Raw genomic sequence first — 25,647 nt, forward strand, 5'->3', positions numbered from 1 at the left:
CTGAAATCATCGGCGCTGCCAGCCCGGCGGGTTCGGTCGATCTGGCGCTGAATCTGGGAGATGTCCTCAGCGCTGCTGATGCGCCCAAGCTGCAGGGCAGGGGCGTTTTTGTGGATGCTTCCTTTGAGTTTGATCCGCTGGTGGATCAGGACAGCACGCTGCTGGCGCAGGGTGACGAGCAGTCCGGCTATGCCCTGCACCTGGTGGCCTCCCAGCCCACATTGACCGTGTTTACCAACGGCAAGAGCACCGCCATCAGCGGCGCGGCGCTTGAGAAAGGCCGTGTGAACATGCGTGCGCAAATAGACACCGGCGGTGTCATCACGCTCGCTGTGCCAGGACACAGCGAGGTGCTGGGCGTGGCCCCGTTTGAACAAGGATTTCCGCAGGAACCCAAAGCAGGCATCGCCGCCGGGCAAAGCTTCGGGATTTTGAAGCTCGCCCAATATCCCAACAGCACGCCGTTTGATGGTGTGGTTTACCGTTTGAAACTGACGATCCTCCCTCCGCACAAGGTGCCCGTGCAGTCCGCCTCCCCGCCGCCGGACAAGGTTCCGTAGCGGACACCCGGGCGCTCTGAATCCTCAATTATCAAATTTCGCACATCAATTGTGCTGGTGAGTGGATATTCGTGGGTTAAAGACTCCCCCCACCCAAAAAACATGCGCGCACGCATCATCAAAGACTTCCGTTTCGAGGCCGCCCAGACGCTGCCTAATCTTCCTGGCGACCACAAGTGCACCAAGATGCACGGCCATTCCTTCAAGCTGGAGATTGCCATCGAGGGCGAGGTGGATCCGAAGATCGGCTGGGTCTATGACCACGCGGAAATTTCCAAGGCCATGAAGCCGATCATGGACCAGCTGGATCACTCTTATCTCAATGAGATCGAAGGTCTGGAGAATCCCACCATCGAATACATGGCCGCCTGGCTTTGGAAAAAGCTGGCCCCGCAACTGCCCGGACTCTGTGAGATCGTGATCCACGAAACACCCAACGCCCGTTGCGTGTTTCGTGGCGAGTTTTGATCGATCAAGCCTTGGCCAAATGGCGCGCTTTGCGCCGACGGCGGAGAGTCAGGACGGCAAGGCCCAGACCGCCCAGCACGGCACGGGAGGGCTCAGGCACGGCGTCCACATGCAGCGTAAGTGAGCTGGCACCGATGGTGAACTGACCGGCAAAGCCAGCTGGCGTGGAACCGAAGGCGAGATTTGAAAGCGTCAATCCGGAGACGGAGCTGTAGTTCATCAGCGTGTAGTTCGAGCCCGAGGTCATGCCATTGTTGAGGATGTCAAAAAGCGCGGTGCCTCCGCCGCTGAAGTTCAGGGCTCCGCCGATGTTCAGCAGATCGGACGTGGTGCCGAGTTCGAATGCAAAGTGAGATCCGTCCACGATGCTGAGATTTCCATCAATGTTCAGTGTGCCCGGGCTGAGGCCGGGGGCGATGGTGCCGCCGCTGGCGACAGAGACGTTGCCTGCGATGTCGCCCGTGCCTTTCAGGGTTCCGGTCGAGTTGACGGTGACGTCGCCCGAGCCTGTGGCGCTGCCCGTGGAGTTGGTGACACTGAGCGTGCCGCTGACGGTGGTGTTGCCGCTGTAGGTGCTGGCACCGGACAAGATGACGTTGCCGCTGGAGATGTCCACGCTGCTGAAATTGGAGATCGCCCCGGCATAGCTGAAGGTGTTGCCGGTGCCTGGATTGAACGTGGCGGTGTTTGTGCCTGTGCCGCCGTCGATGCTGCCGGTGATTGTGCCGCCGGTGATGGTGAGCGTGTCATCGCCAGCTCCCAGGTCGATGGCCTGACCATTGTCGCCAGTGATAGTTCCGGCGTTGCTGATGATGTCTCCACCGTCACCGGTTTGGATTGCAGCACCTGCACCTGTACCCGCGCCACGGATGGTGCCGCCGGAATTATTGGTGATGCTGTCGGCAAAGGTGCCGATGATCTTGATGCCAAAGCCGGTCTTGCCCTGAATCAGGCCGCTATTGGTCACAGTGGTCGCCGCGACAGCGTTTCCACCTGAGCTGTTGTCCACGAGAATGCCATTTCCAGCACGCGTATTGTCACCATTCGGCGCATCCGCTGTCAGGGAGCTGCCTATGATGCGCCCAGTCGAGGTGTTGATGATCGAGCCGCCACCAGCCGCGATTGCCTCCGCATTGTTCGGAAGCGTGTCACTGCCCACGCCTTTGGCTCCGTACCCTAAAATGTCGCCGGAGTTGTTCAGGGTGAGCACACCGTCCACATCCACGCCATCTCCATCACCATTGGTTGCAGCCGCAAGCACACCACCTTGAATGGTGGCACCAAATGCATTGCCGACGCTGACCGTGGTGTTGGTGAAAACGCCGTCAATGTTGATGCCGGAACCGTTCACCGCCGAAATGGTGCCAGCGTCATTGTTCACCGTGAGGGAAAATCCCGCGAAACCTCCGGTTATTCCATGGCGTCCCGAGATTGTTCCGGTGTTGGTGACCGTGACTCCCGAACCATTGGCCTGGATGCCATCGCTACCGGTCGGCGCTGTCGTGCCAGTCGGTGTCGCCGTGATCGTTCCTGCATTGATCACCGTGCCATTAGTGCCCGGCCGCACGGCATCTTCACCGACTGTGGAAATAACGCCGCCAAGCTGATTGGTCAAAGAATTGGCAGCGGTGGTGATCGCCGCCCAGTCAATTGCCTGACCGCCCGCGCTCACACTGATGGTGCCGCTGTTTGTCAACGAGATGGCTGTGTTGGCCGCATTGACCCGCACTGCATCGGTGCTCACCGAAGTGATGGTCCCCGTATTCGAGATCGTGAGCGAGGAATTGTTTACCGTGCTGTCAATCGCCCGGCCAGTTGCAGTCTGCTGGATCGTTCCATTGTTGGTCAGTGTGGTGGTGGCACTCATAGTCACCGCCACCGTGGCACCGCCTAGCGTCAAGGATTTGCCGGCGTCCACAGTGCCGGTCTGCCCATTTGTATCAAGCGTCTGCGCGCTGGTGGAGTTGGAACTAATGACAAAGGTGGCCGCATGAAGCGAGGCGGCCGAAATTAAGCCTAGTATGGCGAGGGAAACGGAGGTGAAGGATAAGTGCTTGGGAGTCATTGCGCGTGGTGGGATTTCGCGCCGCCTATGCGTGTTGCGTTCCTCGTTGTCGAAAGGCCCGGCGTTACGATTTTGCCTTGTGGCAAAACTGGCACATTGGAGCTGCGAAATTCAGGCTCTAACCTGCTCCAATATGGAAAAAACGTAACATGACTTGTCGCTTCCATCTCTTGGCTATAGTCGCGCCATGCCTGTCCTAACCGAACGCAAAACGCAGCCGCAGTATGATGTCATTGTCGTGGGCTCTGGAGCCGGCGGTGGCATGGCGGCGATGATCCTGGCCTTGAACGGTGTGAAAGTACTCATGATCGAGGCCGGGCGGAATTACGAACCGGTGAAGGAGACGCCGATGTTCAACACGCCGGAGATGGCGCCGCTCCGTGGGTCGGCCACGCCGGACCGACCCTTCGGGTTTTATGATTCCAACATCGGCGGCTGGCAGGTGCCGGGGGAGCCGTACACGAACAAGCAGGGGACGGAGGGTGATTTCTGGTGGTGGCGTGCGCGCATGCTCGGTGGGCGCACGAATCACTGGGGCCGTATCTCGCTGCGCTTTGGTGAGTTTGATTTCAAACCGAAATCCCGTGATGGCCTCGGAGTCGACTGGCCGATGAACTATTCTGACATGGCTCCGTGGTATGACCGAGTGGAGCAGTTGATCGGTGTTTATGGTGAGAACGACGGCATTGCGAACGCACCGAATTCATCTCCCGGCGTGCTGATGCCGCCGCCGAAGCCGCGTGTGGGGGAGCTGCTCGCGAAGAAGGCGGGGAGGAAGCTGGGCGTACCTGTTGTCGCAGCTCATCGTGCGGTGCTCAGTCAGCCGATGGATTGGAAAAACCTGCCGAAGGTGCTGTTTCCAAACAATCCCAAAGCGCAGGAGATTCTCGGCAAGGACATGATGTCGCGCGCTGCCTGCTTCTGGGCCACGAACTGCATTCGCGGCTGCAGCATTCGTGCGAATTTCCAGAGCACGACCGTGCTGCTGCCACCTGCGCTGGCCACGGGAAATCTCGACATCATCACGGATGCGATGGTGCGTGAAGTGGTGCTGGATGACAGCGGCAAAGCCACGGGCGTGCATTACATCGACAAGGTCACCCGCCGGGATGCGATCGCGAAAGCCCGCGTGGTTATTCTCGCCGCGAGCACCTGTGAAACCTCGCGCATCCTGCTGAATTCAAAGTCCCGCGACAAAGCTGGCCTCGCCAACTCTTCCGGGCAAGTGGGACGGAATCTGATGGACAGCGTCGGCACACGTCTCGGGGTACACATTCCCGCCATGGAAGACCTGCCGCCGATGAATGAGGATGGCGCGGGCGGACTGCACACCTATGTGCCTTGGTGGCTGGTGAATGAACACGCCAAGCTTGGCTTTGCCCGAGGCTACCACATCGAGATGGGTGGCGGTCGCCAGATGCCTGAGGTAAAGAACTTTGGCTATCTGGACTCGACTTCGCCGGGTGTGTATGGCCGCAAACTTAAGGAAGAAGCACGCCGTTACTACGGCGCGCAGTTCGGTTTCTCCGGTCGCGGTGAGATGCTGCCGAACAAGGATTGCTACAGTGAGCTTGATCCCAATGTGGTGGATCAATGGGGCATCCCGGTGCTACGTTTCCATTGGAAATGGAGCGATCATGAGATCAAACAGGCGGAACACATGCAGCAGACCTTCGCGGCCATGATCGAAGGCATGGGAGGCAAGGCCAAGCCTCTCAGCGGAGCGGATGCCATCCAGCGTCCCGGAGAGATCATCCACGAAGTCGGCACAGCCCGCATGGGCGACAAGGCCGCTGAAAGCGTCACCAATCAATACTGCCAGACCTGGGACGTGAAGAATCTCTTCCTCATGGACGGCTCCGTCCTGCCCAGTAACCCCGACAAAAACCCCACTCTCACCATCCTTGCCCTCGCCTGGCGTTCCAGCGAATGGCTGATGGAGGAGATGAAACGGGGGAATGTGTGAGTTTTGGAAGGTTGAAACATTCCGAAATGAAAGCTATTTTGGCAGTATGAAAACGACCGTCACCCTCGACGCAGACGTGGCCGCTCAGCTTCGCCTGGTCATGAAACTCAGCGGGGCAACTTTTAAAGAGACGCTTAACGATGCCGTGCGCGCCGGGTTGCCTTCGCGGCCGAAGATGCGTAAAAAGACTCGGCAGATCTATGTGCTGAAACCGCGCGATCTCGGCATGCGGGCGGACGTATTGCCCAGCCACTTGCTGGCGGCCATGGATGATGAAGCCGATTTCGCCAAACTTCGCGTCAGCCAATGAGCGTGCTGCCTGACGTGAACGTGCTCGTTTATGCCGTGGACCGCAGTTCATCGCGGCATGGTTCATGCATCCAATGGCTGCAAAAGCAATTTAGCGGCTCTGAGCCTGTGCTGTTTGCCTGGAACGTGTTGATTGGTTTCGTTCGAATCACCACCAACTCCAAAGCGATGGCGAACCCGCTCTCGATTGACGAAGCCTTCGACTATGTCGACGAATGGCTGGCCCAGCCAGTGAGCCGCATTGCGGTGCCTGCCATCTCGCATGCAGAGGATTTTCGTCAAAGCTGTCTGCAAGCTGGAATCGGGGGCAATCTCATCAGCGATGCTCATCTCGCGGCCTTGGCGATCCAATCTCAGGCTGAACTATGTTCATGTGATGGTGATTTTAACAAGTTTTCCGGCCTGACCTGGCACAATCCCGTTGCTGGAATAACTAAAATTAATCCGTAGCATTATGTCCGTGAACACAGTCTCCCGTCGCAACGCCCTCAAAGGCCTCCTGACCGGTGCTGCCGGTGCAGCAGCCGTTCCGGCCATTGCCGCGCCAAACCACACGGAGCCGGCGCCACCGGCACATCCGTCGCGGTTTGTGTTTCACGACCCCGACTTCATGCAGCCGCTGAAGTTTCCGTGGGAAAAGCTGCTGTCTGCCGAGGAGCTGGCCACCACGCAGGCCCTGGCGGATTTGATCCTGCCGAAGGATGAAACCTCTCCTGCCGCCTCGGGAGTTGGCGTTCCAGATTTTATCAATGAGTGGGTCAGCGCCGATTATCCCGCGCATCAGGAGGACCGTGAGACCCTGCGCGGAGGCCTCGGCTGGCTCAATACGGAGAGTTTTAAGCGCTTTTCGAAGCGTTTTGAGGAGCTGGGCGTCGATCAGCAGTCCCAGATCGTCGATGACATCTGCGATGCAGCCAAGGCCAAACCGGAGCACCATGTCGGGGCGGTCTTTTTCAAGCGCTTCCGCCAGCTCTGTGTCGGCGGTTATTACAGCCATAGTCAGACCTGGAAAAGCCTCGGCTACGTGGGCAATATCAGCATCGGCGGCCCCTATCCCGGGGTTTTGCCGGAGGTGATCGCGAAGCTGGGCCTGCAGGATGTGGTTTGAGGGCTGATTTGGGGGCCAAAAAAGACTTCGTTTGGTAGCAAAAAATCCCTTTGCTCGCCTCTTCATCTTGCTAGTCTAAAAAGGTCATCATCGAGCACGTTTCCGGTAGCGGTTTCATGGACGGATTCAGTCGATGGTCAGCCTCTTCAAATCCTATGTCCGAACAGTCTCCTGAGCAGAATGCTGCTTTCAATACCGGTGTGGCCGAAAACCAGGCCTACGGTGCCGATCAAATTCAGAAACTCGAAGGCCTCGAAGCCGTCCGGCTTCGACCCGGAATGTACATCGGAGATCCCGATGAACGCGGCCTGCACCACTGCGTGTTTGAAGTGGTGGACAACTCCATCGATGAGCATCTCGCCGGTCACTGCAAAAACGTCTGGATCAGCATCCACACGGACGGCTCCATCACCATTCAGGACGATGGCCGAGGCATCCCGGTGGAAATGCACAAGGTGGCGAAGATCCCCACGGTGGAACTCGTGCTCACCAGCCTGCATGCGGGCGGTAAATTTGGCGATGGCGCGTATGAGTTCTCCGGCGGTTTGCACGGCGTGGGTGCCAAGTGTACCAATGCTCTGTCCGACTGGTTCAAGTGCGAGGTCTTCCGCGACGGCAAGATCTACGCCATCGGCTTTGAGCGTGGCAAAACGACGGAGCCGCTGACGGTTCTGGGCGATCTCGATGATCCAAAGACCACTGGCACCAAGATTTCCTTCTTCCCGGACGCCTCGATCTTCACCGTCACCACGGCTTATAATTTTGATCGTCTGCTGGTGCGCCTGCGGGAACTCGCGTTCCTCAATCCCGGCATCAAAATCACCCTCACCGACGAGCGCGACGAACCGCAGCGGCAGGAGATCCTTTTCTATCAGGAAGGTGTGAAGCAGTTCGTGCGCGAAATGGGTGCGGACAAAGACAAGATCCACCCTGAACCCGTCGCGCTCGCGGGCCGTCGTGAAGTGCCGATTGATGACAAGAAGAAGTTCATCCTCGTCGATTGCGTGCTGCAATGGAACAAGGGGCTCAATGAGCAGACGCTCTGCTTTGCCAATGCCATTCCGAATCCGGACGGTGGCGCGCATTACAGCGGCCTCAAGACGGCGCTGACCAAGGCGGTGAAGCAATACATCAACGTCAACCCGAAGAGCTTCAAAGAAAAGCTGCCCGACATCGAAGGCGACGACTGCCGCGAGGGCATGATCTGCGTGCTGAGCGTCAAGCTCACCAATCCGCGCTTCAACTCGCAGACGAAGGTGAAGCTGGTGAACGGTGAAGTCGAAGGCGTGGTGAACTCCATCGTCTATGAAGGCCTGCTGCGCTTCTTTGATGAGAATCCCGACACGGCCATCGAGATCATCAAGAACATCATCATCGCGGCGAAATCCCGCGAAGCTGCGCGTAAGGCCCGTGAAGCCATCCGCAAGGACGCCATGAGCAGCGGCGGCCTGCCCGGCAAGCTGGCTGACTGTTCCGAACGCGATCCTGCGAAGACCGAGTTGTTCATTGTCGAAGGTGACTCCGCCGGTGGCTCCGCCAAGATGGGCCGCAACCGCCACAATCAGGCGATCCTCCCGCTGCGTGGAAAGCTCATCAACACGGAGAAGGCTCGCCTTGAGAAGGTGCTTCAAAACAAGGAAGTCCAGACCATGATCACCGCCATCGGCACCGGAATCGGTGGCGACAGCGAGGTGGAAGGCTCCTTCAACATCGAGAAGCTCCGCTACCACAAGATCGTCATCATGACCGATGCTGACGTCGATGGCAGCCACATCCGCACCCTGCTGCTCACTTTCTTCTTCCGCCAGATGCCTGAGCTCGTGAAGCGCGGCCACATCTATGTCGCGCAGCCGCCGCTGTATCAGGTGACGCGTAAAAAGCGTGAGGAGTATGTGCAGAGCGACGCCGAGATGGACGCCATCCTGCTCGAACTCGGTTCCGGTGAAATCAGCCTCCGCAACATCGCCGACGGCAGCAAGCTGGCCGCCGACCGCCTCAAGGCGATCCTCGATCTGCTCGTGCCCGTGGCCAAATTTGCCGACATCATCCGCCGTCATGGCGCTGACTTTGAGCATTACCTCCAGGCGCGCGATGAAGCCACCGGCAACCTGCCGCATCACCTCGTGGTGATTCGTGAGGGCAACGAGGTCAAGATTCATTACTTCCACAGCAATGAGCAGATTGCTGCCTTCTCCCGTGACAACAGCGACCTGCATCTCTTTGGCAACCCGGCAGCCGTCGAGGCCAATGGCAACGGAGCAGTCGCTTTGCCAAAGTCACACCGTCGCGCCCGTCTCATTGAGATCCACGAAGCACATGGCATGAAGAAGCGCTTCCAGCAGCTTGATGAACTCGGCCTGCACGTGGATCACTTCAGCAGCCAGGACAAGCCGCTCTTCGAAGTCATCGAAGGCGATGGTGACAACGCCAAGGTTCATCCTGTCTTCAGCATCCCGGGCATCCTCGACAAAGTCATGGAGATCGGCAAGCGTGGCATGGAGATCAAACGATTCAAAGGTCTGGGTGAAATGAACGCCAAGCAGCTCTTCGAGACCACCATGGACCCGAACAAGCGCACGCTGCTTCAGATCAAGCTCGACGAAACCAACGCCCACGAAGCCGAACGCATGTTCACCATTTTGATGGGCGACGTGGTCGAGCCACGAAAGCATTTCATTGAAGAGAACGCCCTCAACGTTCGCAACCTCGACGTGTAGGAGCGGATCAAGAGAGCAAGTAGTTGTCAGGAATCGCCAAGAAGCTGGAATGGGCACGGTCGATCTACATGAACTGAAAGTCTATCAACTCGCGATGCGGGTTGGGGAGGACGTATGGTCTGTGACTGCCGGCTGGGATTTGTTCGCGAAGCAGACGGTCGGATTGCAGTGGATGCGCGCTGCCGATTCCATCGCTGCCTACATCTCCGAAGGTGCCGGACGCAGCTCCGCCCAGGAGATTGTCCAATTTTGCCACTATGCTCTGGGGGCTCTCCGTCAGACGCAAACGTGGCTGGAAAAGGCTGCGGCTCGAAGGCTCGTCATCGATTCCGTGGCCAGAGAACTCTTGCTGAAACTCGAAACCCTCCGTCGTCAGCTCGACAACTACATTGAGACTTTCGAGCCTGCTCACTCCAACTCCGTTCGCGACTCCTCCCAAGACAGCTCCATCCACCTTCTGCCTCTGGAGGAGTTCTTCCACCCACGCACTTCCGCCTGGCATAATTGACCTTTTGACGGCGCTCCGTCGCCAGCCCTGACCTTTCCCATCTCATGCAAGACCCCAACATTCGCCCCATCTCTGTCGCTGAAGAAGTGAAGAACTCCTTCCTCGACTACTCGATGTCCGTCATCATCGCCCGTGCGCTGCCGGATGTCCGTGATGGTCTGAAGCCCTCCCAGCGCCGCATCCTTTATGCGATGCATGAGCTGTCGCTCTATCCGCCGAAGAAGCACATGAAGTGTGCGAAGATCTGCGGTGACACCTCTGGTAACTACCATCCGCACGGTGAGGCCGTTATTTACCCGACGCTCGTCCACATGGGGCAGCCCTGGGCCATTCGTGAACCGTTGATCGATCCACAGGGGAACTTCGGTTCCGTGGAAGGCGATCCTCCGGCAGCCATGCGTTATACGGAAGCCCGCATGACGCACCTGGGCGGCACTTTGATGTCGGACATGGAGAAGGAGACCGTCGATTTCGTGCCGAACTACGATGAACGTCTCACCGAGCCGACCGTGTTCCCGGCGGCGTTCCCCAATCTCATCGTCAATGGCGGCACCGGCATCGCCGTGGGTATGGCCACCAACATGCCACCTCACAATCTTGGCGAAGTCGTCGATGCGGTGTGCGCCCAGATCGACAATCCAGCAATCACCTGCACGGAGCTGCAGGCTCACATCAAAGGTCCGGACTTCCCGACGGGCTGCGTCATCCTCGGCACCAATGGCATCCGCGAATACATGGAAACGGGCCATGGCAGCGTGCGCACCCGTGGACAGGCGGAGATCGTCGAAAACGGCAACCGCGAGCAGATCATCATCACCGAGATTCCGTTCAACGTGAACCGCGCTGAGTTGGTGAAACGCATCGCGGAACTGGCGAATGAAAAGGTCATCGCCGAAATCAGCGGTGTGCGTGATGAGTCGGACGAAAACACCCGCGTCGTCATCGACCTCAAACGCGATGCGCGTGGCCAGATCGTTCTGAACAATCTGTACAAGCACACAGCGCTGGAGTCGAGCTTCTCCATCCACATGCTGGCCATCGACGGTGGCAAGCCGCGTGTGTTGAGCATGAAGGACGCGATTGCCTGCTACATCGAGCATCGCCGTGAAGTCATCATCCGCCGCACGCGCTTCCTGCTGAAGCAGGCCGAGTTTAAAGCTGAAAAGCTGGAGGCCCAGCTCCTCGCGCTTGGCCATCTGGATGACTTCATCAAGATCATCCGCGACAGCAAAAACCGCGACGAAGCCCGCGAGCGCCTCAAGGCCTACCATTTCTCCATCAGCACCGCCGAGCAGCTTGGCATCATGATTCGTGCCCAGGCGAGCATCGTGGGAGACAAGTATATCTTCACCGACAAGCAGGTCGAAGACATTCTGGAACTCCGCCTCTATCAGCTCGTCGGACTTGAGCGCGACAAGATCAAAGCGGACTACGATGACGTGCTCGTCAGCATTCGTGATTTCATGGACATCCTGGCCCGTGAGTCCCGCGTGCTCCAGATCATCAAGGACGAGCTGCAGGCCATCCGCCTGAAGCACGCCACGCCGCGCATGACCCGCATCGAAGCCGCCGAGGGCGAGATCGAAAACATCGACCTCATCCCGAACGACCCGACCGTCGTCACCATGACGCACATGGGCAGCATCAAGCGCACCGCCACCGCCGAATACCGCGTGCAGGGTCGGGGCGGCAAGGGTCTCAAAGGCATGGAAACCCGCGATTCGCAGGGCGAGGATGAAGCCAGCGACTTCGTGGAGCATCTTTTCAGTGCGCATCTGCACGACTTCCTACTCTTCTTCACGAACACCGGGCGCATGTATGTGGAGCGTGTGTACCAGATCCCAGAAGCCTCGCGCACTGGCAAGGGCCGCAGCATCAAGAACATGCTCAACCTGCGTGCCGAGGAGAAGATCGCCAGCGTGCTGATCCTCAAGGCGCAGGGGGCTGAAGACGACGCCATGTGGGCGGCGGACAAGTATGTCCTCTTCGCAACGAAGGACGGCACGGTGAAGAAGACCGCCCTCGAAGAGTTCAAGAACTACCGCAAGGACGGCATCATCGCCATCAAGCTGGATGAAGGCAACGACCTCGTCGATGTCGTGCTCACCGACGGCAACAAGGAGGTCTGCCTTGTCACTCATGAGGGCATGTGCGCCCGCTTCCATGAGACGGGCGATGATCCGGAATCCCCGAACCTGCGTTCGATCGGCCGTAATACCGCCGGTGTGCGGGGCATCACTCTGGACGATGGCGACTTCATCGTCAGTTGCATCACCAACGAGCCGGACACGATGGTGCTCGTCGTCTCCGAGAACGGTCTCGGCAAGCGCACTGCTTTTGATGAGTACCGTCTTCTCACCAATCGTGGTGGCAAAGGCGTGACCACGATGAATGTCACGGAGAAAACCGGCAAGGTCGTCGCCGCCAAGGCGGTGCATGACAAAGACGAACTCATGCTCATGACCACCAAGGGCCAGAGCGTGCGCATTCGAGTTTGTGATATCCGTGAAACCGGGCGCAATGCCCAGGGTGTCAAGCTCATGGGTCTCAAGGAAGGCGAAACCATCCAGGACGTGGCCACCGTGGTTGCGGAAGAGGCGGAGGTCGTGGTGGAAGCTGCTCCTGTTGAACCCACTCAGGAAACGCCAGCGGAAGACACGCCTGCGGCGGAATAAGCCGACCCACAAATCCAAAGAGGCGCAGGCAACTGCGCCTCTTTTTTGTGATCATGTCTGACTGGCGGAAATAGACGTAGAAAGAGGGCAGGGGCATCGTTTGGATGCAGCATGATTCGCCTGCCTGTTTTCTTTCTGCTGTTCATCTGCGCCACGCTGCACGCTGCGTCTGCGAAACCCAATTTTGTCATCATCCTCGCGGATGACCTCGGCTACTCGGATCTCGGTTGCTACGGCAGTGAGATAGCGACGCCGAATCTCGACAAGCTGGCCGCAGGCGGGCTGCGGTTCACGCAGTTTTATAACACCGCACGGTGCTGGCCCACGCGCAGTGTGCTCATGACGGGGCACTATGCACAGCAGATTGGCATGGACCCGCAGTATGGCAAATTTCCGGCCTGGGTGCGCACTTTGCCCCAGCGCCTCGCGCCATTGGGGTATCGCAGCTATCACTCCGGCAAGTGGCATGTGGGAAACACTCCGCGCGTCGTGGCGGATGCGGGTTTTGACCATTCCTACCATGTGGCGAAGCAGGACAACCATTTCCATCCGCAAAGGCATGAGCTGGATGACAAGCCGCTGCCAGAGCCGGAAGGGCAGTGGTATTCGAGCATCGCGATAGCGGATCATGCGATCGATTTCCTCAAGGAGCACGCACAGCAGCATGCGGGCACGCCGTTCTTCAGCTACGTGGCCTTCACGGCGCCGCACTTTCCGATTCAAGCTCTGCCGGAGGACATGGCGAAATACAAAGACACCTACACACAAGGCTGGCCGAAGACACGGGCGGCGCGCTTTGAACGGCAGAAACAGTTGGGGCTCGTCGCGACAACCTTGTCCGACCCTGAGCCGCAGATCACCGCACCCAGCGGCAAGGAGAGCGATCTGGAAATCCTCGGCTCAGGTGAAACGCGGCATGCGGTGCCGTGGGATAGTCTGACGTCGGAGCAGAAGAAGTTTCAGGCCACGAAAGAGGCGATCCATGCTGCGATGATTGATCGCCTGGATCAAGAAGTGGGGCGCGTGCTGGCGCAGTTGAAAGCCATGAATGCCTACGAGGACACGCTCATCTTGTTTCTGTCTGACAACGGTGCGAGCGCAGAGATCATGGTGCGCGGACTCGGACATGACAAAGCAGCACCCATGGGCGCTGCCGAATCCTATCTCTGCCTCGGGCCCGGAGGATCAACCGTGTCCAACACGCCATTCCGTCGTCACAAGATCTGGGTGCATGAAGGCGGCATTAGTACGCCGTTCATTGCCCACTGGCCGCAGGGCATCAGTGCGAAGGGCGATCTGCGCCACACACCGGGACATGTCATCGACATCGTGCCCACGATCCTCACGCTCGCCGGTGGTGATGTCTCCGCCATGCCAGATAACGCGCCACCTTTTCCGGGACGCAGCTTGGTGCCCGCCTTTGCGAAAGATGAGACAATCAGCCGTGATTTCCTGTTCTGGCACCACTCCGGCAATCGTGCCTTGCGTGAAGGCGACTGGAAAATCGTGAGCGCCGCCGACAACGGCAATGCGTGGGAGCTCTACAATCTGACAACGGATCGCGCAGAGTCGAACAACCTCGCTGCCAAGGAACCGGAGCGCGTGAAGGCGATGGCGGAACGCTGGGAGAAACTGGATAAAGAATACGTCGCCCAGGCTGGTCCCAAGCCAGAACCGAAGAAGAAGGGCAAAGGGAAGAAGGCGGAGGAGTGAGTTGAATCACTTCATGCCGCCAATCTTGCAGCCCTGTGCCTCAGGCTGCGGAGCTGGAACAGGCTTCCCGGCGAGAACGGCATCGAGCGCATCGCGCAGATCCTTGGTGGTGGCGGCACGCTGACGCTTCGTTGGGCCGAGGTAGAGGTTGTTGATGCGGCCCTTGTAAAGCGTCTCGCTCTTGGGTGAGAGCACGACAGCCTCCGGCGTGATCCTGGCCTGCACCTGCTTGGCAAGCGCCTGCCCTTTATCCAGCAGTACGGTGGCCTTCACCTCGGAGAGGATGGCATGCTCCATCGCCACTTCGTTCGTGATCTCGGGATCAGAGTGCACGAGGTAAACGACGACGCGGTCGCTGTAATCGGCGGTGATCTGGTTGATCTCCTTCATGAACGACTTGGTGGTCGAGCAGAACGGGGAGACGAAGAAGAGCACGACGGCCTTCTTGTCACCCGCAGCGGCAGGATCGTAGCTCTTGCCGTCGGTGGCCGGCAGTTCGAGTGCGGAGGCGATGCCGGTGAGAAGCAGCATCGCGCAGAGCAGGTGCTTCATAGCCTTATTGCAGTTGGGCGACGGCCGCATCCAGCGAGACCGCATCCTTGATGCTGATGACCTTCACGGATTTGTCGATCTTGCCCATGAGTCCGGCGAGGGTGGCGTCAGGGCCGAGTTCGATGAAGGTGGTGTGACCTGCGGCGATGAGGTGCTGCATGCTCTCCACCCAGCGGACGCTGCCAGTGACCTGGCTGGTGAGCGTGGCGCGGATTTCCTCGGGGGTGGAAACGGGACGTGCTTCGAAGTTACAGACCACCGGAACCTTCGGGCTTTGGATGGATGCCGCAGCAAGAGCCACGGCGAGTTTGTCCTGCGCAGACTTCATCAGTCGGCTGTGATAAGCACCGGCGACGGGCAGGGGAATGGCGCGCTTGATGCCCTTGTCCTTGGATTTGGCCGCTGCATCGGTAATGCCTTCAGCGCTGCCGCTGAGCACGATCTGGCCGGGGGCGTTGAGATTGGCGACATCCACATCGCACTCTTTGGCGAGTTCGCGAATGGCGGCTTCCTCACCACCGAGCAGGGCCAGCATGGCACCTTTGGTGTTTTCGCAGGCTTCTTCCATGAAGCTGCCGCGTTGGAAGACGAGGTTGAGTCCGGTGGCGAAGTCGAAGGTGCCGGCGGCGGCATGCGCGGTGAATTCGCCGAGGGAGAGACCGGCGGTGGCGGTGATGTTGAGGGCGGGGACTTTGCTCTTCAGCACTTCGAGGATGGCCAGGCCGTGGGCGTAGAGCGCAGGCTGGCAGCGGGACGTCTTCGTCAACTCCTCCATCGGGCCTTCAAACATGATGTTTGAAAGCGAGTAGCCAAGGGTGGCATCGGCCTGGTCAAAGAGGGCGCGGACGGTGGGATAGCTTTCGGCAAGATCTTTGCCCATGCCGACTTTTTGGGCGCCTTGACCGGCGAAGAGGAGGACTGCGTTCATTCGGGGATGCTGGATACGGGAGACTGGTTGTTAAATGAAGTGGAAGGGATCACTGAGCACGGTCAGTGGGGCCGGTCAAGAGGTCGCGAATGGCCGGGCTTTGAGCAATGACCGCCGCCGTCAGGAGTTCGGTGCCGCGCTGCATGGCTTCAGCCAGCGGCATTTCCCTGGGTTTGATGGCGCAGAGGAGGTCGAAGCGGGTGCGGAGCTGGTCTTCGGCCTCGATGGCTCCAGCAAAGGCGGCCACAGGTTTGCCGAGCTCGCGGGCCATGTCGGCGACGCCCATGGGGCCTTTGCCGTGGAGTGTCTGGGCATCCAGCCGGCCTTCACCGGTGATGACGAGGTCGGCGGCGGCCACACGTTTACGAAGATGGACGAGATCGGCGATCAAATCGAAGCCGCTGGTGAGTTTGGCTCCGAAGAAAGCCATGAGGCCAAATCCGAGGCCACCGGCGGCGCCTGCGCCGGGAACATCGCGGTGATCGACACCGAGATCTCGTTTCGCAATATCCGCGAGATGCAGCAGACGATTCTCGAAGAACGCAAAGTCCGTCACACCCTTCTGTTTACCGTAGACCTGCGTGCAGCCATGGGGGCCGAGCAGAGGATTGTTCACGTCACAGGCGACCAGGATTTCGGGAAAGTCCCCCTCCGGCGGCTCGATCCTGGCCAGCCGGTCCATGTTGGCGATGATGGGCTCCAGCGGTGCCCCTGAAGCATCCAGGAAGCGAAACCCCAGCGCTGCCGCCATGCCGATCCCGGCATCATTGGTGGCACTGCCGCCGATGCCGATGACGATGCGCTGCACGCCACGTTCCATGGCATCCTGCAGCATCAAACCCGTGCCGTGCGTGCTTGCCTTGGCCGGATTCAGCGGAAGGTCACTGACCATGGCGAGGCCGGACGCGGCGCTCATTTCCATGATGGCTTCCAAATGCGCTGGTTCGCGGACGAGACCATAGCGGGCGGTGACCGGCCGGTTTTGGGCGTCAAAAGTGGCGGTCTCACACCACTCGCCATTCAGTGCGGTGACGACCGCCTCAGCGGTGCCTTCCCCCCCGTCGGCAATCGGGCAGAGGTCGCAGACGGCTTCTGGCAAAGTCTCGTTCAGGGCCGAGGCGATGGCCTGAGCAGCCTCCGTGGCCGGGATGGAGCCTTTGAACTTGTCGATGGCGATGAGAATGCGCATGAGCCGCGTATGATGCCAAGCCCCGGCGGGCTGCCAAGCGATCAAGAAGAGAATGGAGCTGCGTCTTCAAGCCGCCTCAATGGCGCATTTTACGTGGGGACGTTGCTCTCGGTGAGCCCCTTTGACCGCTCCCGACCTCTTGTCAGGGAATTGTAAAAAACCTTGAATTGGCCTTGATTTAACAACGTAATTATTATTAATTTTATAGTAATTATGTCAACCGCCACCCTGGCAGAGATCAGCTCACCTCTGATCGCATCCAGCACAGACCGCTCCGTCAGGAGAGGTTCAGAAAAAATTGTGCCTCCACCCAACCGTTTCGAGAAGGAACAGATGGAGCTTAATCTGCGCAATGCGAGGATGGGGGCTTGGTTTGTGATGATCCTTGTTCCGTTGTGCAGTTTCCTCGACTGGATGGCCTATCCCGCCGACTACTGGCAGTTTTTGGTGCTGCGTCTGGCCTGTTCGGCGAGTTGCGTGCCGTTGCTGCTGGCATTGAACGGATCGCTCGGGCGGAAATACTGCCGCGCCTATCCGATCATCCTGCCTCTGCTGCCAGCGCTGATGATCTGCTTCATGATCTACCTCAGCGGCGATCCCGGTTCCGGCTACTACGCGGGCTTGTTGCTGTGCATCGTATCGACGGCGTTTGTCTTCCATTGGACGTTCCGTGAGATCGGCATCACGCTTGGTCTGGTGGTGATCGCCTACTTTGCTGCAACGCTGCCCAATCTCTTCACGACGAACGAACCTCGTGCTCTGGGGATTTTCGTGAACAACACCGGCTTTCTCCTGCTGCATTGCGTGGTTCTTTATGTCGGCAGCCGCCAGCATCATGCGATCCGCGTGCGGGAATTCGCCAACCGCTGCAAGGTGGAGGATCAGCGCGAAGAGCTGGCCGCACGAAATGAGGAACTCACCGCCACGCTGAAGCGTCTGCGGGAAACGGAAGCCCAGCTCGATCAAAGTGAAAAGCTGGCCTCGATCGGCCGCCTCAGTGCCGGGATCGTGCACGAGATCAATAACCCGCTGAACTACGTGAAGTCAGCGATTTATCTGCTCAAGAAAAAGGGCAAGGTGCTGCCGCCTGATATTGCCGAGACTTTCACCAGCATTGCCGAAGACATCGGTGAAGGCATCGACCGCGTGGCTGCTATCGTCTCGGATCTGCGCACTTTTGCGCATCCCGAAAATCGTGGCTCCAGACCGGTGAATCTGCAGGAGACCGCGCGCAAGGCTCTTCGCCTGCTGGCAAAAGAGATCGGTGACCGCGGAGTCATGCTGGTGGATGAGATCCCGGCGGACGTCATCGCGCAGGGAGACGAGAACTACCTCATTCAGATTTTGCTCAATCTGGTGCAGAACAGTCTGGATGCTCTGGCTGATCGTCCATCGCCCACCATCTGGCTCAAAGCCTGCGAAACCGCGAATGGCGTGGATTTCATTGTGCGGGACAACGGCTCGGGCATTCCGAAGGAAAACCTCTCGAAGATCTTTGATCCCTTCTTCACCACCAAGCAGGTGGGGCAGGGCATGGGCCTGGGCCTGAGCATCTGCTTCCGCATGATCCAGCAGATGGAAGGCGAAGTGAAGATCGACACTGCGGCGGGCAGCCACACGCAGTTCACCCTGAGCCTGAAAAAACCTGCGACCACCTGATACTGATGTCGAGCACGCTGCTATCGCCTTATCACATTCTCTACGTCGATGACGAGGAGAAGGCGTTGCATTACTTCAAGGAGATCTTTGGGGATGAGTACACGATCCACGTCGCCAACAACGCGATGGACGGCTACCGCATCCTGCAAAATTACGGTCCGCAGATCGGCCTGCTGCTCACGGATCAGCGCATGCCCGGACCCAGCGGCATTGAATTGATGGAGCATGCACGCAAGCTCAATCCCAACCTCGTGCGTATTCTCGTCACGGCCTACACAGACTATCAGGCGGCGGTGGATGCGGTGAACTCCGGGCGCTGCTTCCGCTATTTGCACAAGCCCTGGGATCCGGATGAACTGAGCGTGGTGATCAAGCACGCACTGGACTATTACCATGCGCTCATCGAGCGCGAGCGCCTGCTGGTGGAAAAGGCGGAAAGCGTGCGCAACATGCTCTCCGCAGACAAAGTATCCGGCCTCGGCATCCTCGCGGAAGGTCTCAATCATCACCTGCGCAATGCGCTTACGGTCGTGCGCGCATTCATTGACCTGGCACCGATGAAACTGATGGAGGAGATCGGTGGTGCCCATCCGCGAGATCCGTCTTTCTGGATTGATGTGCAAAACCAGGCTCAGTCACAGCTCGAACGCATTCAGTCCATGCTGGCTCGTCTGGCCGAGGCCTCACACTCCAAACGCCTGGAACGCACGGACCAATGCCATCTCAGCAGCGTCATCAACGAGATGCTCGACATGTTTGCCGTGCAGATGAAGGAGAAGAACCTGAAAATCGAAGTCTCGGTGGATCCAAGTCTGCCGCCGGTCATGGTGCATGGCGCGCGCTTCCGCCAGATGTGGCGTTTGATTTTCATGGAGGAACTCACGCACCTCAGCCCAGGCGACAGCATTCACATCAGCGCGAAAGTCCGTCAGGATGCGAAAGGGCAGTCGCATCTGGTGATGTATGTGCGTGACACCGGTGTCTGGGAGGGCGGGGACAAGCCGGTGAATCTGTTTGATCCCTTCTACACCCGCAGCCGCAAGCCGGATGATTTTGGCGTGAACATGATGGCCTGCTACGTCACCATGCATCTGCATGGCGGCACCGCCGAGGCCCGCCATCTGGAGCCGCGTGGCCTGGAGCTCGAATTCAGCCTGCCCGTCGAAACCAACTTGGAGCCCAAGAAGGAAGAAGATTTCTTCCGTACCCTGCTCAACCACGAGCAGCGCTGGAAGATGCGTGACGAGATGGTGGCGGCGTAAGGGGAGGCTCAAGGAGCGGCACTTGCCAAGTGCCGCGTATGAGCGCTCGAAACAATCTTTCCAGACGGGACTTGGCAAGTCCCGCTCCTTGTTAGACACGCGTGCTCACCCCAGCTTCCAGCCATCACGAGGGACACGACTCAGGAAGCGATTTGCCGCCTCATTATTCGTGATGCGCATGGCTTTGGCATCCCAGAGGATTTTACCACCCGCGCGGTGCGCCACGTTGCCGAGGTGGTTGGCTTCTGTCAGCGGACCCGCGTAGCTGAAGGGGCTGCCGGTCGGCGTGCCATTGCGGATGGCGGCGAGGAATTCGGCATGCTGCCCGGGTGAGTCGGCGATGAAGGGCTTGGGCGCCTGGAAGTCTTTGAACGTGGCTTCGGGGAGAAGGACATGCTTGCCGTAGTCGGAGAGCAGCATGCCTTTGTCGCCAATGAAGAGCACCCCGCTGCCCCACTTGCTGATGAAGGGATCGTTCTTCCACACGTCGGGTTTGTCCGCGCCCTGATGCCAGTGGATCTTGCAGGCGGGCATGTCACCACGCGGACCGTACTCATACACCGCGTGCATGGAAGCCGGGGCGATCTCGGGATGCGGCGGCGGGCCAAAGACTTCGACGCTGAGCGGGGCGTCGAGTTTCAGCGCCCAGAAGGGGAGGTCGTTCCAATGGCTGCCGAGATCGGACATGGTGCCATTGCCAAAGTCCCACCAGCGGTACCACTTGGGACCGGGAAAATAAACGCTGTTGTAAGGACGCATCGGCGCAGGGCCGATCCACAGATCCCAGTCCAGATACGGCGGCGGTGTTTCACCCACCGTGGGGCGTTCCGTGACGTAAACAATGTCTCCGTTCTTCTTCGCGTCTTCCTCGCTCTGCAGTCCCCAGGCACGCGAGACGCACACATGGGCCTCGGTGACTTTGCCGATCGCACCGCTTTGAATCAGTTCGACCACGCGGCGGTAGTTTGGCATGCCGTGAATCTGTGTGCCCATCTGCGTGACGACACCGGCTTTGGCAGCGGCTTCCGTGATGAAACGCGCTTCAGCCACGTTGTGGGAAAGCGGCTTCTCACAATACACATGCTTCTTCATCAGCAGCGCAGGCAGGGTGGCATAGGCATGCGTGTGCTCGGTGGTGCTGATGACGACGGCATCAATCTCGCCAGCGCTGACGGAATCGTACAGTTTGCGGAAGTCGCGGAACTTCTGCGCCTTGGGAAACGCCACGCCTGCGCGGTCAAGGTTCTCGCCATTCACGTCGCAAATGGCGACGACGTTTTCACGCGGCTCGATGGCGGGAGGCGGCTGCGCACCCGCGTCCGGCTTGGCGGCATTTTTACCCCGGGGTGGCGTGTACAGCGCGACGCCGGTGAGCTCCTTGATATTCGATGCACCACGTCCGCCCACACCAATGAAGACGAGGTTCAGCTTTTCGTTCGGCGAACGTGAGCTGACAATGGCGGGAAATCCCAGAGCCGCAGCGGCGGTGGCGCTGCGGGCAAGGAACTGACGACGGGACGAGACAGGTTGGCTGGCACTCATGGTTGTGGCATTACAACGCTCGTCGCAGGCGAAGTTTCAGAGGAAACGTCAAGAAGCACAAAGAGCTGCGCTTCTCCAAATCACTTCGCTTTCTTTTTCCCCGCTCCCGGCTTCCTTGGCTCATTGAGCGGCTTGTCGGGATCGTACTTCAGATTGCGTTCAGGGATCTGGGCACCGGTGTCTTTGAGCCAGGCCATGAGTTTGTCGCGCAGTTGCAGCGCGCGCACGGAGTCAAACGGGGCGCGATTGTCCACTTCACCGGCGTCGAGTTTCAGGTTGTAGAGTTCGACGTGGTTGTCCTCATGGAAGTAAATGAGCTTCCAGTCGCCTTCGCGGATGGCGCTGTAAGGCGAGGCGCTGCCGGGATGGTAGTGCGGGTAGTGCCAGTAGATGGCCTCGCGGGCGAGGGTGTCCGTGCCGCCGAGCAGTGGCAGCAGTGACTCGCCATCAACAACCTGATCCTTCGCGAGCGCTGTCTGCGTGGCGGCGAGCAGCGTGGGCACGTGGTCATAGGTGATCACCGGTACATCGCAGGTGCTGCCGGGTTTCACCAAGCCGGGCCACGAGACAATGAGCGGGATGTGGACGCCGCCTTCATACGCGCTGCCTTTGCCAAGGCGAGCCGGGCTGTTGTCCGTAGGACCACGCGACCAGCCGTTTGCGTTGACGGTTCCGCTGAGGCCGCCGTTGTCGCTGGTGAATATGAAGATCGTGTTTTCGGCAAGCTTCAGTTCATTCAGTTTGGCGCGCAGTTTGCCCACGCTGTCGTCGATGCTCTCGACCAGCGCGGCGTACACAGGGTTGCTGTGGCCACCGGCTGCTTTTTTGGCCTGATACTTCGCGATGACTTCCGGCTTGCCCATGATGGGCGTGTGGACGCCGTAATGTGGGAGATAGATGAAGAAGGGTTTCTCCTTGTTCTTGTCGATGAATTTCACGGCTTCATCAGTGAGGCGGTCGCTCAGGAATTCATCCTTGGGTCCATCAGGCAGCGTGGCGATTTTGTATGGCGAGAAGTAGCTGGGCGGTGAGCCGATATGCATGCCGCCGATGTTCACATCAAAGCCATGCTTGGTCGGATAAGACTCTTCCTCGCCGAGATGCCATTTGCCGATGCTTGCCGTGGCGTAGCCCTTCGTCTTGAGACGCTCTGCGATGGTCTCCTCCTCCAGTGGCAGTTTCATTGTCCAATTGGGGATGAGCAGACGTCCATTGCTCGGCACATGGCCTGCGATCCAGTCCGTGATGTGCAAGCGAGCTGGTGATTTGCCCGTCATCATGGCCGCGCGTGTGGGCGAGCATACGGTGCAGGCCGAATAGGCCTGGGTGAAGCGCATGCCGTCCTTCGCAAGCTGGTCAATGTGCGGCGTCTCGTAATACTTGGAGCCGTAGCATCCCAGATCCGTCCAGCCCATGTCATCAATGAGCATGACGATGATGTTCGGCGGCGGTCCCGCTGGCAGCGCCGGAACCACAGGAACCTTCACTGGCGGCGGCTGGATGGGGGGCAAAGGGGCAGGCGGGGGCGTTTCCGTGGCAGGGGCTGCGGCAGCGGGCGCTCCGGGCGCGGTGGCTGGCGCGGTGGCTGGCGCGGGAGTCGGTACTGCTGGAGGGGTTGCAGTCGCTGGTGCGGCAGGAACCGAATTAGCACCAGGTGCAGCCGGAGCTTCTGGCACCGCTGGCGTTGGATTGACCGGAGTAGTTTGGGCGGTCACAAGACCGGCAGAGCAGAGGAAGGAGGCGAGAAAACGGCGCATGAAATATCGGCTGGGAATGAAATGAGACGCTGTCTCATTTGGCTGGTTTTACAAGGGTTTAAATTGGCGTCAGCGAATTTTCGCATCTGGCAGCGCACTCTTCACGCCTTCGTCGATGGGCATCTTGTCAGTCTTGGAATCGAGGCCGGTGGCGAGCATCAGCTTGGCGAGTTCGGCCTGCAGTTCCTCGATCTTGCCTGCCATTTCCGGTTTGCCGATGAGGTTCTTCGTTTCACCGGGATCATTTTTCAGATCATACAGCTCGGCCATGTGCTTGTCGGCTGTTCCGTCGCCATGTGGGTAGTGAATGAACTTCCAGTCGTCGGTGCGAACGGCGCGGACATTCGGGGTGTAGGGGAACTGCTTCTCGTAGTTGTAGTGGTAGAACCAGCTCTTGCGCCAGTCGGGATCGCCGCTTTGCACCAGCTTCACGAAGGATTTGCCGTGAATGTTTGCCATGGGCGGCGCGCCGCAGAGTGCGAGCAGGCTGGGCGCCACATCAACGGTGAGCACCTGCTGTGGGATGACTTTGGCCGCTTTCGTGAGCTGCGGCGCACGCATGATCAACGGGATGCGCAGGCTGGCCTCATGCGCGGTGCGCTTGTCCACCATGCCGTCCTCGCCTTCGAGCAGGCCATTGTCTCCCATGAAGACGATGATGGTGTTGTCGAGCTGCTTGGTCTCTTCCAGCCAGGCGCGCACACGTGCCACGCTGTCGTCCACGCTCAAGACGGTGCCCCAGTAGCCGTGCACCATGTTTTCGAAATCTTTGACAGCGGCAGGGCTGTCATCGGGGAACTTTTTCCGCCACTCAAACAGCGGGCCGTAGATGCCATGCCAGGTATAGAGGCGCTGTTTGATCCACTCGGGCTTGTCATCCAGCATGAAGGCCGTGGCCGGGTAGGGGACGCGCACATCATCAAAGCTGTGCTCATACTTCGGCTCCGGTGTGTAGAAGCTGTGCGGGGCCTTGTGGCCGATGCACGCGCACCAGGGTTTGTTTGCACTCTGCTGCTTCAGCCAGTCCATGGCGAGATCCGTGACGACGTTGGTGTAGTAGCCTTTGATGACTTCACGCTTGCCGTTGAGGTTCCACTCGGTGTCGTAGTATTTGCCCTGGCCTTTGTGCGTCACGAAAGTGTCGTAGCCTGGGCGCGGATCATCATTCTCCTCGCCCATGTGGTATTTGCCAAAGTAGGCGGTGGCGTAGCCCGCATCATGCAGCACCGAGGGGAAACTGCGCAGTGTGGCCGGATATTCGGTGAAGTTGTTCGTCACGCCATGGGCATGCGCATACAACCCGCTGAGAATGGAGCCACGGCTCGGCGAGCACAGCGAGGTGGTGCAGAACGTGTTGGCAAAGCGCACGCCTTCATTCGCCAGGCGGTCGATGTTCGGCGTCTTCACATGCTTGGAGCCATAGCAGCCGAGGGCATCCGGGCGCAGGTCATCGCAGAGGATGAACAGCACATTCGGCTGTGCTGCGAAGGATGATTGCAGCAGGGCAAAAGATGTAAACAGCAGGGCAAGGAGTCGGCTCATGGTTGGGATCTTGAACGAAGGGATGCCAGCGTCTTTGTCAAAAAGGAAAGGCAGCGCCTTGTGTGGCGTTTTCTTTCTCGCCATGACCAATCGCCGCTCCTTCCTCAAACAGTCCGCCGCCGCTTCCACCGGCGTGTTCTACATCGCCAAAACCTCATGGGCTCAGAAGAGTCCGGGGGACACCATCAACGTGGCCGTCATCGGCTTCGGCGGGCGTGGTGGCTCGCACATCAGCGGATATAACAAGCTCAACAAAGATGGCGACGGAGTGCGCGTTGCCGCCCTGTGTGACGTGGACAGCAAGACCCTCGACAAAGGACTGCAGTCCTATGACAAGGAAAAAATCAAAGTCACCGGCTACTCTGATCTGCGCAAACTTTTGGAAAACAAGGACATCGATGCCGTGAGCATCGCCACGCCCAACCACTGGCACGCACTGGCCACGATCTGGGCCGTCCAGGCAGGCAAGGATGTGTATGTCGAAAAGCCCGTGTCACACTGCGTGTGGGAAGGCCGGCAGATGGTCAAGGCCGCGCGCAAGTACGGCAAGATCGTGCAGACCGGCACGCAGTCGCGCTCCAGTCGCAAAGGGCTCGCTGAAGGAGTGAAGTATGTGCAGGAAGGCAACCTCGGAAAGATCCTGCTCTCACGCGGCCTGTGCTACAAACGCCGCCCCAGCATCGGCAAGACCGAAGGCCCTCAGCCGGTGCCAGAATCCATCGACTACGATCTCTGGTGCGGCCCCGGCCCGAAAGGCCCGCTCATGCGCGCGAAGCTGAAGTACGACTGGCACTGGATCTGGGACTACGGCAACGGTGACCTCGGCAACCAGGGCATCCACCAGATGGACATCGCCCGCTGGTTCCTCGGCGAATCGGAACTCTCTCCCAGCGTGTGGAGCGTGGGTGGCCGCCTCGGCTATGAGGATGACGGCGAAACCGCCAACACGCAGATCATTTACCACGGCTATGAAAAGGCCCCGCTCATCTTTGAAGTGCGTGGGCTGCCGGACGCGAAGGACGGCAAGAACATGGACAAGCTCATGCAGACCACCAAGGGCGTGAAGTTTCAGCCCCTTGCCGGCAAAGATGGCAAGGAAGGTATCACTGGTGCAGGCGTGGGCGTCA

General features: G+C 59.1%; 20 protein-coding genes. 13 read left to right on the forward strand and 7 right to left on the reverse strand.

Annotated elements, in window-relative coordinates; translation table 11 throughout:
- Positions 1 to 560: hypothetical protein (locus tag ACIREA_RS05320; protein ID WP_397381224.1), on the forward strand; the 560-nt coding region annotated here is incomplete at its 5' end.
- A 102-nt stretch (positions 561 to 662) separates the two neighbouring features.
- Complete coding sequence (queD, locus tag ACIREA_RS05325) at positions 663 to 1,028, forward strand: 6-carboxytetrahydropterin synthase QueD (protein ID WP_397381225.1); 366 nt, start codon at positions 663 to 665, stop codon at positions 1,026 to 1,028.
- 4 nt (positions 1,029 to 1,032) lie between these two features.
- On the opposite strand, the gene ACIREA_RS05330 is transcribed toward queD, so the two are convergent.
- Positions 1,033 to 3,093, reverse strand: a complete 2,061-nt coding sequence (locus tag ACIREA_RS05330; protein ID WP_397381226.1) for a beta strand repeat-containing protein — start codon at positions 3,091 to 3,093, stop codon at positions 1,033 to 1,035.
- A gap of 187 nt (positions 3,094 to 3,280) precedes the next feature.
- Here ACIREA_RS05330 and ACIREA_RS05335 point away from each other — a divergent pair, with 187 nt between their 5' ends.
- From ACIREA_RS05335 to ACIREA_RS05370, 8 genes are all read left to right on the forward strand, one after another.
- Entirely contained in the window at positions 3,281 to 5,059 is a 1,779-nt protein-coding gene (locus tag ACIREA_RS05335) for a GMC family oxidoreductase (RefSeq protein WP_397381227.1), read from the forward strand.
- A 46-nt stretch (positions 5,060 to 5,105) separates the two neighbouring features.
- Positions 5,106 to 5,369, forward strand: a complete 264-nt coding sequence (locus ACIREA_RS05340) for a hypothetical protein (RefSeq protein ID WP_397381228.1) — start codon at positions 5,106 to 5,108, stop codon at positions 5,367 to 5,369.
- Complete coding sequence (locus tag ACIREA_RS05345) at positions 5,366 to 5,818, forward strand: TA system VapC family ribonuclease toxin (RefSeq protein WP_397381229.1); 453 nt, start codon at positions 5,366 to 5,368, stop codon at positions 5,816 to 5,818. Before ACIREA_RS05340 ends, ACIREA_RS05345 begins: the two co-directional genes overlap by 4 nt.
- 10 nt (positions 5,819 to 5,828) lie before the next feature.
- Positions 5,829 to 6,476: a gluconate 2-dehydrogenase subunit 3 family protein gene (locus tag ACIREA_RS05350; protein ID WP_397381230.1), complete on the forward strand. Its 648-nt coding sequence runs from the start codon at positions 5,829 to 5,831 to the stop codon at positions 6,474 to 6,476.
- A gap of 155 nt (positions 6,477 to 6,631) precedes the next feature.
- Complete coding sequence (locus ACIREA_RS05355; protein ID WP_397381231.1) at positions 6,632 to 9,193, forward strand: DNA gyrase subunit B; 2,562 nt, start codon at positions 6,632 to 6,634, stop codon at positions 9,191 to 9,193.
- A 49-nt stretch (positions 9,194 to 9,242) separates the two neighbouring features.
- Positions 9,243 to 9,701 carry a four helix bundle protein gene (locus ACIREA_RS05360; protein WP_397381232.1) on the forward strand — a complete coding sequence of 153 codons (459 nt, stop codon included), beginning with the start codon at positions 9,243 to 9,245 and terminating at the stop codon, positions 9,699 to 9,701.
- A 44-nt stretch (positions 9,702 to 9,745) separates the two neighbouring features.
- A complete protein-coding gene (gene gyrA, locus ACIREA_RS05365) occupies positions 9,746 to 12,376 on the forward strand; it encodes a DNA gyrase subunit A (RefSeq protein ID WP_397381233.1) in 2,631 nt (876 codons plus the stop codon).
- Positions 12,377 to 12,487: 111 nt separating this feature from the next.
- Positions 12,488 to 14,089: an arylsulfatase gene (locus ACIREA_RS05370; protein WP_397381234.1), complete on the forward strand. Its 1,602-nt coding sequence runs from the start codon at positions 12,488 to 12,490 to the stop codon at positions 14,087 to 14,089.
- A gap of 6 nt (positions 14,090 to 14,095) precedes the next feature.
- Here the strand turns inward: ACIREA_RS05370 and ACIREA_RS05375 are convergent, their stop codons facing one another.
- From ACIREA_RS05375 to ACIREA_RS05385, 3 genes are read right to left on the reverse strand one after another with little or no spacing between them, the layout of a single operon-like run.
- Entirely contained in the window at positions 14,096 to 14,641 is a 546-nt protein-coding gene (locus ACIREA_RS05375) for a redoxin family protein (RefSeq protein WP_397381235.1), read from the reverse strand.
- Positions 14,642 to 14,645: 4 nt separating this feature from the next.
- Positions 14,646 to 15,569 (reverse strand): ACP S-malonyltransferase, encoded by a 924-nt coding sequence (fabD, locus tag ACIREA_RS05380; protein ID WP_397381236.1) that lies wholly within the window; start codon positions 15,567 to 15,569, stop codon positions 14,646 to 14,648.
- Positions 15,570 to 15,618: 49 nt separating this feature from the next.
- Positions 15,619 to 16,758: a glycerate kinase gene (locus ACIREA_RS05385; RefSeq protein WP_397381237.1), complete on the reverse strand. Its 1,140-nt coding sequence runs from the start codon at positions 16,756 to 16,758 to the stop codon at positions 15,619 to 15,621.
- A 213-nt stretch (positions 16,759 to 16,971) separates the two neighbouring features.
- Between ACIREA_RS05385 and ACIREA_RS05390 the strand changes: the two genes are divergently transcribed.
- Positions 16,972 to 18,417 carry a sensor histidine kinase gene (locus ACIREA_RS05390; RefSeq protein WP_397381238.1) on the forward strand — a complete coding sequence of 482 codons (1,446 nt, stop codon included), beginning with the start codon at positions 16,972 to 16,974 and terminating at the stop codon, positions 18,415 to 18,417.
- A gap of 5 nt (positions 18,418 to 18,422) precedes the next feature.
- On the forward strand, positions 18,423 to 19,679 hold the full coding sequence (locus ACIREA_RS05395) for a response regulator (RefSeq protein ID WP_397381239.1): 1,257 nt from the start codon (positions 18,423 to 18,425) through the stop codon (positions 19,677 to 19,679).
- A gap of 105 nt (positions 19,680 to 19,784) precedes the next feature.
- On the opposite strand, the gene ACIREA_RS05400 is transcribed toward ACIREA_RS05395, so the two are convergent.
- The 3 genes from ACIREA_RS05400 to ACIREA_RS05410 all read right to left on the reverse strand — a co-directional run bounded on the left by ACIREA_RS05400 (position 19,785) and on the right by ACIREA_RS05410 (position 24,520).
- Positions 19,785 to 21,221 carry a Gfo/Idh/MocA family protein gene (locus tag ACIREA_RS05400; RefSeq protein ID WP_397381240.1) on the reverse strand — a complete coding sequence of 479 codons (1,437 nt, stop codon included), beginning with the start codon at positions 21,219 to 21,221 and terminating at the stop codon, positions 19,785 to 19,787.
- Positions 21,222 to 21,301: 80 nt separating this feature from the next.
- Positions 21,302 to 22,978, reverse strand: a complete 1,677-nt coding sequence (locus ACIREA_RS05405) for a sulfatase (RefSeq protein ID WP_397381241.1) — start codon at positions 22,976 to 22,978, stop codon at positions 21,302 to 21,304.
- A 69-nt stretch (positions 22,979 to 23,047) separates the two neighbouring features.
- A complete protein-coding gene (locus ACIREA_RS05410; protein WP_397381242.1) occupies positions 23,048 to 24,520 on the reverse strand; it encodes a sulfatase in 1,473 nt (490 codons plus the stop codon).
- 82 nt (positions 24,521 to 24,602) lie between these two features.
- On the opposite strand from ACIREA_RS05410, the gene ACIREA_RS05415 reads away from it, so the two are divergent.
- The coding region (locus tag ACIREA_RS05415) for a Gfo/Idh/MocA family protein (RefSeq protein WP_397381243.1) at positions 24,603 to 25,647 on the forward strand (1,045 nt) is incomplete at its 3' end.

It is taken from the genome of Prosthecobacter sp. (genome assembly GCF_044373815.1).
GTDB lineage: Bacteria > Verrucomicrobiota > Verrucomicrobiia > Verrucomicrobiales > Verrucomicrobiaceae > Prosthecobacter.